The sequence below is a fragment of the Micromonospora sp. NBRC 107095 genome, assembly GCF_030269705.1.
GTDB lineage: Bacteria > Actinomycetota > Actinomycetes > Mycobacteriales > Micromonosporaceae > Micromonospora > Micromonospora parva.
In genome coordinates this window covers 1,481,677-1,494,562 of record NZ_BSTU01000001.1, presented here as the reverse complement: position 1 = coordinate 1,494,562, position 12,886 = coordinate 1,481,677, and the positions used below count along the sequence as shown (strand labels likewise).

Annotated in this window: 15 protein-coding genes; 9 read left to right on the top strand and 6 right to left on the bottom strand. The window is 72.8% G+C overall.

The window, feature by feature from the left end:
• Positions 1 to 34: 34 nt before the first annotated feature.
• From QSK15_RS07080 to QSK15_RS07070, 3 genes are read left to right on the top strand one after another with little or no spacing between them, the layout of a single operon-like run.
• The gene (locus QSK15_RS07080) at positions 35 to 427 is read left to right on the top strand and encodes a YidH family protein (protein WP_030331099.1); all 393 of its coding nucleotides are present in this window, start codon (positions 35 to 37) and stop codon (positions 425 to 427) included.
• Entirely contained in the window at positions 424 to 729 is a 306-nt protein-coding gene (locus QSK15_RS07075; protein WP_285793434.1) for a DUF202 domain-containing protein, read from the top strand. Before QSK15_RS07080 ends, QSK15_RS07075 begins: the two co-directional genes overlap by 4 nt.
• Positions 730 to 756: 27 nt before the next feature.
• Entirely contained in the window at positions 757 to 1,173 is a 417-nt protein-coding gene (locus tag QSK15_RS07070) for a PLD nuclease N-terminal domain-containing protein (RefSeq protein ID WP_285793433.1), read from the top strand.
• 48 nt (positions 1,174 to 1,221) lie between these two features.
• On the opposite strand, the gene QSK15_RS07065 is transcribed toward QSK15_RS07070, so the two are convergent.
• On the bottom strand, positions 1,222 to 2,844 hold the full coding sequence (locus QSK15_RS07065) for an acetolactate synthase (RefSeq protein ID WP_285793432.1): 1,623 nt from the start codon (positions 2,842 to 2,844) through the stop codon (positions 1,222 to 1,224).
• A gap of 82 nt (positions 2,845 to 2,926) precedes the next feature.
• Positions 2,927 to 3,700, bottom strand: coding sequence for an enoyl-CoA hydratase/isomerase family protein (locus QSK15_RS07060; protein WP_210857847.1), 774 nt, complete (start codon positions 3,698 to 3,700; stop codon positions 2,927 to 2,929).
• Positions 3,701 to 3,798: 98 nt separating this feature from the next.
• On the opposite strand from QSK15_RS07060, the gene QSK15_RS07055 reads away from it, so the two are divergent.
• From QSK15_RS07055 to QSK15_RS07045, 3 genes are all read left to right on the top strand, one after another.
• Positions 3,799 to 4,278, top strand: a complete 480-nt coding sequence (locus tag QSK15_RS07055; protein ID WP_285793431.1) for a DUF6232 family protein — start codon at positions 3,799 to 3,801, stop codon at positions 4,276 to 4,278.
• Between the two features lie 315 nt (positions 4,279 to 4,593).
• The gene (locus QSK15_RS07050; RefSeq protein ID WP_030331106.1) at positions 4,594 to 5,073 is read left to right on the top strand and encodes a DUF6232 family protein; all 480 of its coding nucleotides are present in this window, start codon (positions 4,594 to 4,596) and stop codon (positions 5,071 to 5,073) included.
• 109 nt (positions 5,074 to 5,182) lie between these two features.
• Positions 5,183 to 5,911: a hypothetical protein gene (locus QSK15_RS07045; RefSeq protein WP_285793430.1), complete on the top strand. Its 729-nt coding sequence runs from the start codon at positions 5,183 to 5,185 to the stop codon at positions 5,909 to 5,911.
• A gap of 24 nt (positions 5,912 to 5,935) precedes the next feature.
• Here QSK15_RS07045 and QSK15_RS07040 read toward each other — a convergent pair whose 3' ends face one another.
• Positions 5,936 to 6,394 (bottom strand): rhodanese-like domain-containing protein, encoded by a 459-nt coding sequence (locus QSK15_RS07040; protein ID WP_285793429.1) that lies wholly within the window; start codon positions 6,392 to 6,394, stop codon positions 5,936 to 5,938.
• A 70-nt stretch (positions 6,395 to 6,464) separates the two neighbouring features.
• Here QSK15_RS07040 and ftrA point away from each other — a divergent pair, with 70 nt between their 5' ends.
• Positions 6,465 to 7,493: a transcriptional regulator FtrA gene (gene ftrA, locus QSK15_RS07035; RefSeq protein ID WP_285793428.1), complete on the top strand. Its 1,029-nt coding sequence runs from the start codon at positions 6,465 to 6,467 to the stop codon at positions 7,491 to 7,493.
• A gap of 43 nt (positions 7,494 to 7,536) precedes the next feature.
• On the opposite strand, the gene QSK15_RS07030 is transcribed toward ftrA, so the two are convergent.
• The gene (locus QSK15_RS07030; protein WP_285793427.1) at positions 7,537 to 8,433 is read right to left on the bottom strand and encodes a ribokinase; all 897 of its coding nucleotides are present in this window, start codon (positions 8,431 to 8,433) and stop codon (positions 7,537 to 7,539) included.
• 23 nt (positions 8,434 to 8,456) lie between these two features.
• Positions 8,457 to 9,299, bottom strand: a complete 843-nt coding sequence (locus QSK15_RS07025; RefSeq protein ID WP_285793426.1) for an ABC transporter ATP-binding protein — start codon at positions 9,297 to 9,299, stop codon at positions 8,457 to 8,459.
• 131 nt (positions 9,300 to 9,430) lie between these two features.
• On the opposite strand from QSK15_RS07025, the gene QSK15_RS07020 reads away from it, so the two are divergent.
• Both QSK15_RS07020 and QSK15_RS07015 read left to right on the top strand, forming a co-directional pair.
• Positions 9,431 to 10,429 (top strand): ABC transporter ATP-binding protein, encoded by a 999-nt coding sequence (locus tag QSK15_RS07020; RefSeq protein WP_285793425.1) that lies wholly within the window; start codon positions 9,431 to 9,433, stop codon positions 10,427 to 10,429.
• Complete coding sequence (locus QSK15_RS07015; protein WP_285793424.1) at positions 10,426 to 11,436, top strand: ABC transporter permease subunit; 1,011 nt, start codon at positions 10,426 to 10,428, stop codon at positions 11,434 to 11,436. Before QSK15_RS07020 ends, QSK15_RS07015 begins: the two co-directional genes overlap by 4 nt.
• A gap of 204 nt (positions 11,437 to 11,640) precedes the next feature.
• Here the strand turns inward: QSK15_RS07015 and QSK15_RS07010 are convergent, their stop codons facing one another.
• Entirely contained in the window at positions 11,641 to 12,816 is a 1,176-nt protein-coding gene (locus QSK15_RS07010; RefSeq protein ID WP_285793423.1) for an ROK family transcriptional regulator, read from the bottom strand.
• Positions 12,817 to 12,886: the final 70 nt, after the last annotated feature.

Genomic DNA, 12,886 nt, shown 5'->3' with positions numbered 1-12,886 from the left:
GCTAAGCCGGAGGGGAAGCGGTTATTCTCCCACTGTGTGGGAGGTGATCAGGCGCTGGTTCGACCCGGCCGAGCTGGGCTCGGTCGGTGAGACGCCCGACTACCGCTTCTCACTGGCCAACGAACGGACCTTCCTCGCCTGGCTGCGCACCGGGTTGGCGCTGGTCGGTGGCGGGTTGGCCGCCGCCCAGTTCCTGCCCACCCTGCCGATGAGCCACCTGCGCGAGGTGATCGCGGTGGCGTTGCTGCTGCTCGGCGCGGCGGTCGCGATCCGCGCGGTGGACCACTGGGCACGTACCGAACGGGCCATCCGACTCGGTGAGGAGCTGCCCGCGTCCCGGTTCCCCGCCATCCTGGCCCTCGCCGTCGGCGGCGGCGCGTTACTGCTGGTGGTCGCCGTCCTGATGCGGGCGGTCGGCGGTCGGTGAGCACCGGACGCGACCCGGGGCTGCAACCGGAGCGGACCCGGCTGGCCTGGCGACGCACCCTGCTCACTGTGACAGTGGTGACCGCGCTCGCCGTCCGGCTGGCGTCGACCGGCGACCCGACCGGCGCGGTGCTCGCCGGCGGGGTCGTGCTGGTGTGGGGCGCCCTGCTGGCGCTTTGCTGGCCCCGCGGCACCGGCACCGGTCCGGCCCGCACCGGCGGCCGGACACTTCCCCTGGTCACGGCGGGCACGGTGGTGCTCGCGTTACTGGGAGTGCTACTGGTGCTGCGCGGACTGTGGTGACGGGATCCGGTGCGCCATGATGGGTGCATGGCCCGGCTTGGCGTACTTCTCTTCCTGGTGCAGATCGTTCTCGCGGTCTGCGCGCTGATCAGCTGTCTCTCCGCCGAGGAGGGCCAGATCCGGGCCCTGCCCCGGATCGCGTGGGTGCTGATCATCTTGTTCTTCCCGCTGGTCGGCTCGATCGCCTGGTTCATCGCCGGCCGCACGCCCAGCCCCGGTGCCCGCACGGGCTGGCCGGGCGGCACCGGCGGCGCCCAGCGGCAACGCCCCCGACCGGTGGCCCCCGACGACGACCCGGAGTTCCTGCGTTCCGTCGAGGAACGCGCCCAGCAGCAGGACCAGGAGCTCTTCCGCCGCTGGGAGGAAGACCTGCGGCGGCGCGAGGACGACCTGCGCCGCCGGGACGGTGAGCCGCCGCGTGAGGGTGACCGACCGGAGGTGTGAACGCGCCGCCGCCGCCGGCGCGCCGGCGACGGCGGCGGCGGGTCCGACTCAGGCCAGGTTCGACGACCGGGGGTACGCGTCGGTCGGGTCGGTGAGCACGTTCACCAGGTACGGCACTCCGGAGTCGAACGCGCGCTGGAGCGCCGGGCCCAGGTCGGCGGCCTTGGCGACCGTCTCCCCCGCTCCGCCGAGCGCGCTGACCACCGTGTCGTAGCGCAGCTCCGGCTGGAGGTCGGCAGCCACGTCGTAGCCGTACATGGCCCGCATCGGGTGCTTCTCCAGCCCCCAGATGCCGTTGTTGCCGACGACGATCACCACCGGCAGCTTCTGGCGGACCAACGACTCGACGTCCATCAGCGAGAAGCCGGCCGCGCCGTCGCCCATCAGCACACAGATCTGCCGGTCCGGGTGACTGACCCTGGCCCCCATCGCGTAACCCATGCCGGTGCCCAGGCAGCCGTACGGGCCCGGGTCCAGCCAGGTGCCGGGCTGGGCCGGCTCCAGGTACCGGCCCGCGTACGACACGAAGTCACCGCCGTCGCCGATCGTGATCGCGTCCGGGGCCAGCACCCGACGCAGCTCGCCGTAGATCCGGGCGGGGCGGATCGGGTCGGTCTCGGCGGCCATCTCGGCGGCGTCGCGGGCCTTCGCCGCGTCCTCGGCGACGCGCAGGTCCGCGATCCAGTCGGTGTGGTCGGCCCGGTCGCCGCTGTGGTCGGCCAGCGCGGAGAGGATCAGGCGCAGGTCACCGACGGGGGCGACGGCCGGCTGCACGTGCGTCGCCCGCTGGCTGGGGGCGTCGACGATGTGCACCACCTTGGCGTCACCGAAGTCACCGAAGCTGAGCCGGAAGTCCAGTGGAGTGCCCACCACCACGACCACGTCGGCGCCGGAGAGCGCGGCCCGGCGGGCCTTGGCGAAGGCGAGCGGGTGCTCCGGCGGCAGCGAGCCGCGACCCATGCCGTTGGTGAAGACCGGCACCTGCAACGCCTCGGCGGCCTCGCGCAGGGCGGCGACGGCGTCCCCCGCGTACACGTCGGAGCCGGCGATGATGACCGGCCGCTGCGCCCCGGCGATGAGCAGCGCGGCGCGGCCGACCTCCTCCGGGTCCGGCGCGATCGGGTCGACACCCGTCACGGTGGGCAGTTCGACGTCGGCGACCGAGAAGACCGTCTCCAGCGGAAAGTCGAGGAAGGCCGGGCCGCGGTGCGGGGTGAGCGCGGCGTGCAGCGCCGCGCCCACCGCGCGCGGGATGTCGTCGGTGCTGAACACCGTCTCGGCGTGCTTGGTGACCGGCGCGACCAGCGGCAGGTGGTCCATCTCCTGGAGGCTGCCGGAACCCCAGCGGAACGCGGGCGCGCGGCCACCGAGCACCAGCACCGGTGAGGCGTTGAAGAAGGCGCTGGTCATGCCGGAGATGCCGTTGGTGACACCGGGCCCGGCGGTGAGCACGGCGAGACCGGGGCGGCGCTGGAGCTTGGCCACCGCCTCGGCCGCGAAGACCGCTGACTGCTCGTGCCGGACGTCGTAGATCGGGAAGTCGGTCTTGTACGCGGCGTCGTAGAGCGGGAAGACGTGCCCGCCGGACAGCGTGAACATCTCCCGTACGCCGTGCGCGCGCAGTGCCGCGAGCGCCAACTCGCCGCCGTGACCCTCGATCCGCTCCGTCATTCGCCGCTCCCCTTCGTCCCTGCTGACCGAGGCCCCACGCTACTGGCCGGTAGGAGCAATGTGAACCGTTCTCGACTAATCGTCAGCGGCCGGTGAAGTCCGGCTTGCGCTTCTCGACGAAGGCCGCCATGCCCTCGCGCCGGTCGTCGGTGGCGAACAGCGCCGCGAACAACTGACTCTCCCAGGCCAGGCCCGAGTTCAGATCCATGTCCAGGCCGCCGTCGACCGCCAGCTTCGCGGCGCGCAGCGCCTGCACCGGCCCGGTGAGGTACGGGGTGATCAACGCGACGGCCGTGTCGTACACCTCGGCGGCCGGGACCACCCGGTCGGCCAGGCCGATCCGCAGCGCCTCCTGCGCGTCCACCATCCGCCCCGACATGATCAGGTCCTTGGCGCGGGCCGGGCCGACCAGGCGGGCCAGCCGCTGGGTGCCGCCCGCCCCCGGGATGATGCCCAGCTTGATCTCCGGCTGGCCGAGCTTGGCGTCCTCGGCGACGACCCGCCAGTCACAGGCCAACGCCAGCTCACAGCCGCCGCCGAGGGCGTACCCGGTGATCGCGGCGACCACCGGCTTGGGGATCCGGGCGATCGCGCCGAGGGCGCTGGACAGGTTCGCGGCCCGCTCGGCCATGTCCACGTAGGACATCTCGGCCATCTGCTTGATGTCCGCGCCGGCGGCGAAGACCTTCTCCCCGCCGTACACGATGACGGCGCGGACCTCGGGGTCGGCGGTGGCGGCCGTGGCGGCGGCGCGCAACTCCTCCTGCACCTGCGTGTTGAGCGCGTTCATCGGCGGCCGCTCCAGCCGGATCGTGCCGATGCCGTCAGTGGTCTCCAGCCGAACGAACTCGCCCACGCTGCCCTCACTTCCTCGTCGAAGTCGCGTGCCAACCTTACGACCCGGGTCGTTTGGGTAAGTAGTGTGGTGTCAGCCCCGTGGGCGGGAGTTCAACGATGGTCACGTACTACGACGACAGATCGGTGCAGGTCACCTCCACCGGCGTCCGCGTCGACGGTCGCAGTTACGCGCTGGCCGACATCACCATGATCTGGCATCGCCGTGGCACCCGTTCCTGGCGCGTACTGGTGGGGCGGGGTGCCATCGGCGCCGCGCTCGCCGGCCCACTGGTCGCGGCGGTGCTCGGCATCGGCGTGGCCGTCTGGTTGCACCGCTCGCCCACAGTGACGATCGCGATCGTCGGCGCGTCGGTGCTCGTCGGTTTGGCGGTGGGGCCGGTCGCCGACTTCCTCTTCGAACACCTGGACCGCTCGTACGCCCGGGGCAGCCGGCAACTGGAGATCTGGGCCCGCTGGCGAGGTCAGCCGGTGCGGCTGCTGCGCACCGGTGACGCGTTGCGCTTCGGGCAGATCTACCGGGCGGTGCAGCGCGCGGTCGAGCACAGCCAACCGGTCCGCCCCGGCATCCGCCGCTAGGAGCGCCTGATCCCCGACACCGCCTGATCGGGCGGGGCCCACCCTCGATCGTCAGCGCGCGCATGGTCGATCCATCCCCGACCCGGCGGGGTCAGCGCGGGAGGGGTGCCGCTGCGCTGCGGGGAGCCTTTGGAGTTGATGTCGCAAACGAATCAGGCGGCGGACGCCGCTTCGACCCGGGTTCTCGGGGGCGGGACAACGCCCTGATGTCGTAGGCGATTCAGCTCCAAAGGACGACCGCACCACCCCGCGTTCCGGCGCGCTCAGGATGGGACAGGCGAGGCGAGGGTTGCCCGTCGGTGGTTAGGCTTAGTGATGACCCTCTATTACCGGGACGACGCGGTGCAGGTGACCTCCGAGTCGATCCGGGCCGGCGGTCACGTGATCGCCCTGTCCGACGTGACGTTCGTCTGGCACGCCCGGGGGCAGAAGACCCTGGCCGTACGCGGCCGGGTGCTGGGTCGCGGTGTCCTGGTCCTGCTGCTCTCGCTGCCACCGCTGGTCGCCGTGGTCTGCGTGCTGTCACTGGCCTGGTCGGCACAGGACCGGGGAAACTGGCAGCTCGCGCTGATCATCCTCGCCGCCTGCGCCGTGGGGGCGCTGGCGTTGCTGCCGTTCCTGGAGATCCCGTTGGGCTGGCTGGACCGCTCCTACGAGCGCGGCAGCCACGTGCACGAGCTGTGGGTGCAGCACCACGGCCGGGAAGACCTGCTGGTACGCACCCCGGACGCGCTCCGGTTCGGGCAGATCTACCGGGCCGTGCAGCGTGCCGTCGAACAGCAGGGCGACCATTGACGGCCACCCGCCGCTGATCTGGTGGGGCGCGTCGCCCGCGCCGGCCAGCAGACCCGACGTCAGGCAGCTCGCCGGGCGGTTGTGGTGCGGCCGACGCACACTTGATCCCATGGCGATTCCCCTCCCCACCCCGTCCGCCGTGGTCGGCCTGACCCGCTCCGCTCTCGACCAGGCACTCGGCTCGGCCGCCTCGTTCGCCGCCGTGCCCACCCGCGCGTTCGCGGTGCTGGACGGGGTGGAAGCGCTGCTGGCCCGGATCAACGGCGTGGTCGACCGCATCGAGACGACCCTGGACCGGACCGACCAGGTGCTCACCGACGCCGAGGCGGCGGTCCGTGAGGTGGCCGTCATCAGCGCCGCCGCGACCACCGCCATCGACACCGCCACCACCGTGGCCACCGCCGCCGCCAACGTGGTCGCCGACGCCGACCGGGTCTCCCGGACCGCCGCCACCGTGGTCGCCAAGGCCGACGGGGTGGCCGGCCGGGCCGCCGTCACGGTGGGCACCGCGGCGGAGGCCGCCGCCACGGCGGCCGAGCTGATGACGGCGTACGAGCCGGCGTTGCGCCGGGCCGCACCGATGACCGAGCGCTTCGTCGAGCAGCTCAGTCATGAGGAGATCACCGCGGCGATCCATCTGATCGACGAGCTGCCCAAGCTCAAGGAACACCTGACGGCCGACATCCTGCCGATACTGGCCACCCTGGACCGGGTCGGGCCTGACCTGCACGACCTGCTCGACGTGACCCGCGACCTGAAGCTCGCCGTGGCCGGCATCCCCGGGCTGGGCATGCTGCGCCGACGCGGCGAGAAGCTCGCCGACGAGCCCGCCGGCTGAGCCCCCGACCTCCCGCGCCGGGGGTCAACAGTCGCAGGTGATCGTCGCGGTGGGGGCGGTCAGGTCGTCGACCGGTCGCCGGGTCAGCCCGGTCTCCGTCACCACCGGCAGCCCCTCCCGCACCCAGTACTCGAACCCGCCGAGCATCTCCTTGACCGGGTAGCCGAGCACTGCGAACTCCAGCGCCGCCCGGGTCGCGCCGTTGCAGCCCGGACCCCAGCAGTAGGTGACCACGGCCGAGCCGGGCGGGATCAGCTCCGCCGCCCGGGCCGCGATCTCGGCGGTGGGCAGGTGCACCGCGCCCGGTAGGTGCCCCTGGGTCCAGGCGGCCGCGCCCCGGGAGTCGACCACCACCAGGGCGGGCGTACCCGCCGACAGGTCGGCGTGCACGTCGCTGACGTCGGTCTCGACGCTGAGTCGGGTGCGGAAGTGGGCGGCGGCGGTGGCCGGGTCGGCCGGCGCAACGGCGAAGGTGAAGGTCATGCACCGATCATCGCCAGTGCGAATGACCGCAACGAGTGGCGCGGACGACGTCCTGCGCTAACATCCCGCCATGCCGATCCCGGCCGGCACCACCGGCTCACGCCCGCTGCCGACTCCCCGACGCCCGGCCGCCGCGCACCGGGTCGCCGTGCTCGCGTACCCGGGGATGTCGGTGTTCGAAACCGGCATCGTCACCGAGGTGTTCGGGCTGGCCCGGCCCGAGTTCGACGTCGACTGGTACGACCTGGTGCTCTGCGCGGAGCAACCGGGGCCGGTGCCGGTGGTCGGCGGCGCGAGCCTGCACACCCCGTACGGCCTGGCCGAGCTGGCGGCGGCCCGGACGGTGATCGTGCCCGGCGTGGCGGACGTGACCGCCGACCCCTCCCCCGAGCTGGTGACCGCGCTGCGTCAGGCGCACCGTCGTGGCGCCCGCATCATGTCGATCTGCTCCGGCGCGTTCGCGCTGGCGGGTGCCGGGCTGCTGGACGGCCGGCGGGCCACCACCCACTGGCGGTACGCGGAGCTGCTGGCGCGGCGTTACCCGCGGGTCGAGGTGGACCCGGACGTGCTCTACCTCGACGACGGCGACCTGCTCACCAGTGCCGGCAGCGCGGCCGGGCTGGACCTCTGCCTGCACGTGATCCGGGGCGACCACGGCGCGGCGATCGCCAACGCGGTCGCCCGACGGCTGGTGATCCCGCCGCACCGCGACGGTGGGCAGGCCCAGTTCGTCGAGGCTCCGGTGCCCACCGACCCGGACGACGACCGGATCGCCGGCAGCATCGACTGGGCGCTGGCCCACCTCGCCGAACCACTGACCGTGGCCCGGCTCGCCGCGCGAGCGCACATGTCGTCCCGCACCTACCTGCGGCACTTCGCCCGAGCCACCGGGACCAGCCCGATCCGCTGGCTGATCGACCAGCGGATCCGCGCCAGCCTGGCAATGCTGGAGGAGACGGACCTCGCTGTCGAGCAGGTCGCCCGGGCGGTGGGCTTCGACACCCCGGTCACCTACCGCCACCACTTCGGTCGGTCCATGCTGACCTCACCGACGGCGTACCGTCGGGCCTTCCGCACCGGCGCGGGCCAGCGGGCCTGACACGCCGTTGCGACCAGGCCGCTACAGCGGGCGAGCGACGCGGTCAGGCCGGAGCGTACAGCTCGTCGATCTCGGCGCGTTGCGGTAGCGCCACCGACGCGCCGAGCTTGCGGACGCACGCGGCGCCGGCCGCCGATGCCCAGCGCACCGCGTCGACGACGTGCCGCCCCTCGCCCCAGCCGACGGCCAGCGCGGCGGTGAACGCGTCACCGGCGGCGGTGGAGTCGACCACGTCGACAGGTACCGCCGGCACGTGCACCTCGGTGCCGTCCCGGTCGACATACCAGGCGCCCGCACCGCCGAGAGTGAGCACGGCCCGAGGGGTCAGGTCGAGCAACGCCCGCGGTTCCTCCCGGCCACGACCGGCGAGCGCCTGCGCCTCGCCCTCGTTGACGACCAACAGGTCCACCGCGGCGAGCAGCTCGGGCGGGAGGTCCCGCGCGGGGGCGGCGTTCAGGATGACAGTGGTGCCGGCATCGCGGGCGGCCACCGCGGCGGCGGTCACGGTCTGCACCGGGATCTCCAGTTGCGCGACGAGGACGTCCGCCGCGCGCACCGTGGCCAGCTCCTCCTCGGTGAGACCGAGCAGGGCGTCGTTGGCGCCCGGGGTGACCACGATGGCGTTCTCCCCCTGGGCGTTGACCATCACCAGCGCCACCCCGGAGGCGCCGTAGACCACGCGCAGGTGACTGGTGTCCACACCGGCCGCGGTGATGCGGGCCCTGAGGGTGACACCGAAGGCGTCCGAGCCGATCGCGCCGAGGAAGGCACACGAGGCGCCGGCCCGGACCGCGGCCACCGCCTGGTTGGCACCCTTGCCGCCGGGCACCATCACGAAGTCGGTGCCGAGCATGGTCTCGCCCGGTCGCGGCAGGGCGGGTGCCATCGCCACCAGGTCCATGTTGGCGCTGCCCACCACGGCGACCCGGGTCTGCGCCACGATCGTCTCCGCCGGTCCGGCGCTCAGGCGGCGCGGGCCGTGAAGCGGTCGCCGGACCGCTCGACCACCAGCGGCAGCCCGAAGGTCTTGGACAGGTTGTCACCGGTCAGCGTGTCGGCGAGCAGGCCCTGGGCGACCACCCCACCCTCGCGCAGCAGCAACGCGTGGGTGAAGCCGGGCGGGATCTCCTCGACATGGTGGGTGACCAGCACCATCGCCGGGGCGTCCGGGTCGTACGCCAGCTCGGCCAGCCGCGCGACCAGGTCTTCCCGACCGCCCAGGTCGAGCCCGGCGGCGGGCTCGTCGAGCAGCAGCAGCTCCGGGTCGGTCATCAGTGCCCGGGCGATCTGCACCCGCTTGCGCTCGCCCTCGGAGAGGGTGCCGTAGCGGCGTTCGGCGAGGCCGCCGACGCCGAGTTGACTCAGCAGTGACAGCGCCCGCGCCTCGTCGCCGCGGTCGTAGTTCTCCCGCCAGCGGCCGACCACCGACCAGGCGGCGGTCACCACCACGTCGCTGACCCGCTCGTCGGCGGGCAGTCGTTCGGCGACCGCGGCGGTGGTGAGCCCGATCCGGGTACGCAGCTCGTTGACGTCGGTGCGGCCGATCCGCTCGCCGAGCACGTGCGCCACACCCGTGGTGGGGTGCAGCCGGCCGGCGGCGAGGTTGAGCAGTGTGGTCTTGCCCGCGCCGTTGGAGCCGAGCACCACCCACCGCTCGTCCAACTCGACACGCCAGGTCAGGTCCTGCAGGAGGGCGGTGCCAGAGCGGCGTACGCCGACGCCGTCGAGGCTGACCACCAGATCCGGGTCCACGAGAGCGGCGGCAGGCGCGGCACCGGCAGCGCCGGGGATCAGGTCACCAGTCACCACACCATCCAACCACGCAGCGCCCGGGTGCCCCCCATGGGCGGCGCCTCGGCCATAGGGTGAGGCACCGTGTCGTTGATCACCAAGTCTGAAGGACGGCCCATGCCCCGTCGACGTACGGAGCCACGCGGATGAGCGCGGTCATCGAGATCGAGGGTCTGCGCAAGACCTTCCACAGCCTCCGCAGCGGCCGACGGGTGGCGGTGGACGGCTTCGACCTGCTGGTGGAGGCGGGCCAGGTGCACGGGTTCCTGGGTCCCAACGGCTCGGGCAAGACCACCACCCTGCGCGCCCTGCTCGGGCTGGTACGCGCCGACAGCGGGCGGATGACGGTGCTGGGCGAACCGTCGCCGGAGCTGCTGCCCCGGGTGGCGGGCCAGGTCGGGGCCATCGTGGAGAGCCCGCAGTTCTTCGGCAACTTCACCGGTCACCGCACGCTGCGGTTGTTGGCCCGTGCCGGTGGGGTGCCGGTCTCGCGGGTGGAACAGGTGCTGGATCTGGTGGGTCTGCACGACCGGGGCGATGATCGGGTCAAGAGCTACTCGCTGGGCATGAAGCAGCGCCTGGCGGTGGCGTCCGCGCTGTTGAAGGACCCGCGGTTGCTCATCCTGGACGAGCCGGCGAACGGGCTGGACCCGGCGGGCATCCGGGAGATGCGGGACCTGATGCGGTCGCTGGCGGCCAACGGTGTGACGGTGCTGGTGTCCAGTCACATCCTGGGCGAGATCCAACTGATCTGCGACCACGTCACGATCATTTCGCGGGGACGTCGGGTGGCGGCCGGCCGGGTGGACGAGGTGCTGGCGGGTCACGACCGGCATGAGTACCTGGTGCGGGTGGCCGAGCCGGAGCGGGCCGTCGAGCTGCTGCACACGGCCGGCCTGACGGCGGTCGTCGACGGCGAGGCGCTGGTGGTGAGCGGGGTGGATGACCCGACGGTGGTCAGCCGGGTGCTCGGTGAGCAGGGGCTGTGGTTGGGCGAGCTGACGCCGCTGCGGCCGGATCTGGAGAGCGTCTTCCTGGAGCTGACGGGCGCGTACGGGCATCCGTCGGTGCCGCGGCAGGTCGACGACTCGTCGCCGCCGCACGATGGCGCTGTTATCGACCTCGATCGGGGAGTGGACGCGTGAACCTGGTTCGTGCCGAGTTGGAGCGGCTGTCCGCGCGCCGCTTCGTGCAACTCATGGTCGTCCTGTTGGTCTTCGCGTTCGCCGTCACGGCGGCGACCACGCTGGCCGGCTCGCACAAGCCGACCGCCAGTGAACTGAACTCGGCGCGGCAGCAGGCCGTCGACGCGCGTCGGAACATGGAGACCACGCACCAGGAGTGCCTGGCCCGCCTGCAGGAAAGGTCGCCGACCGACACGAGCGAGTACTTCGCCGACTGCGCGGATCTCGACCCGGTCCGGCAGGACCGGCTGCCGATCGCCGCCGACTTCCTGCCGGGGGTGTTCAGCTTCGCCGAGCAGGCCGAGTCGCTGCTCTATTTCCTGATCGCGTTCCTGGTGCTGTTCGGGTTCCTGGTCGGCGCCTCCTACATCGGCGCGGATCTGAACTCGGGCGGCGTGGTGAATCTCCTGCTCTGGCGACCGCGCCGGTTGACGGTGCTCGCGGCCAAGTTGGGCACCCTGCTGGGCTCGGTGCTGGCCCTGTCCCTGCTGGCATCGGTGGTCTACCTCGCCACGTTCTGGGTGATCGGGCAGAGCGCCGGGTTGCCGGGCCGGTTGGACGGTGACTTCTGGCGTTCGCTCGGTGCGGTGCATGGCCGGGGCATGGTGCTGGTGTTGCTGGCCTCCGCGGTGGGCTTCGCGATCGCCACGCTGGGTCGGCACACGTCGGCGGCGCTGGGGGCGGTGGCGGCGTACGCGGTGGTGTGGGAGTTGGGCGGTCGTCTGGTGCTGCAGATCATCGACGCCCGACGGCCGGACCGGCTGATGCTCTCCAGCTACATCGGGGCGTGGCTCAGCGGCGAGTCACGGTTCTTCGACCCGCAGCTCTGTGCCGGCACCGCGGGCACCGGCTACTGCTCGGGCCTCTACACCCTGACCTGGGCCCCGGCGCTGCTGGTGCTGCTCGCGCTGACCGGCGGGCTGACCGCTGCGGCGTTCGCGGTGTTCCGTCGCCGCGACCTGATCTGACGCCGCACCGGGCCGCCCGTCCTGCGATGGGCGGCCCGGCGGACCGGCGGGCCGGCGGGCCGGCGGGCCGGCGGACCGGCGGGCCGGCGGACCGGCGGGCCGGCGGACCGGCGGGCCGGCGGGCCGGCGGGCCGGTACGCGGCAAGGGCTTGCAACTCACCGAGACGCGGTGAAATATTCCTTCACATGACCGCCGTAGCGGGCTCAGCCGACGGTGGAGCCGAACACCTCGTCGCGCACCGCGTCCAGGGCGGTGCGCAGCGCGCCGCGCAGGATCGGCTCCTCGGTCAGCCCGGTCGGCACCACCCGCGGCTGGACCAGGGTGATCGCGGCGACCTCCTGCTGCACCCGGTCGGCGAGGGCCGCCCCACCGGCCTGGCCCACCTCGCCGGCGAGCACGACGAGCGGCGGGTCCAGCACCACGCAGGTGCTGGCCACGCCGAGCGCGAGCCGACGGGCCAGCTCGTCGAGCATCGGGCCGCCGTCGGCGCCGGCCGCGACGGCCGCGCGGACCGCCTCGGCGGCGTCGGAGTCCGGGTAGCCGTGTTCAGCTGCCACCGCGCGCACCGAGTCCGCACCGACCAGCTGCTGGAAGGCCGGCTTGGCGCGCCGGGAGACATCGCGCGGAATGGGCGCGCCGGGCACCGGCAGGTAGCCGATCTCGCCGGCCGCACCGCTGCTGCCGTGGTGCAACCGCCCGCCCAGCATGATCGCCAGGCCGACGCCGGCACCCACCCAGACCAGCACGAAGTCCGCCAGCCCCTGGGCGGCGCCGGACTGCGCCTCCGCCACCGCGGCCAGGTTGACGTCGTTCTCGAAGACCACCGGCGTGTGCAGGTCGTCGCGCAGCGCGGCGAGCAGGCCGCTGTGCCAGCGGGGCAGGTTGAAGGCGAAGGTGATGTCACCGGTGCCGGGGTCGACCAGGCCGGGCGTGCCGAGCACGATGCGTCGTACGCTGCTCAGCTGCGCCTGGGCGCTGCTCGCCGCCTGCACGACGGCGTTGTGCACCACGCCCACCGGGTCGTCGGTGTCCCGGGTCGACTGTTCCACCCGGCCGATCACGGCACCGGTGATGTCGGCGCACGCGGCCACCACCCGGTCCGGCCCGACGTCCACGCCGACCACGTGCGCGCTGCCCGGTCGGACCGCGTAGAGCTGGGCGTTCGGCCCGCGCCCGCCGGCCTGCTCGCCGACCCGCGCGACGAGGCCGCGCTCCTCCAACCGCTCGACCAGTTGCGAGGCGGTGACCTTCGACAACCCGGTCAGCTCGCCGAGTCGGGCCCGGGTCAGCGGGCCGCGCTCAAGGAGCAGCTCCAGTGCGGCACGGTCGTTGAGCGCCCGCAACAGGCGGGGGGTGCCGGGCAGCCGGGTCGCACTCATGACACGTCCTCTAGTTTTAGTAAACTTTGCTAACTGTAAACCGACCTGCGAACGGGTAGCCGTAGCGTAA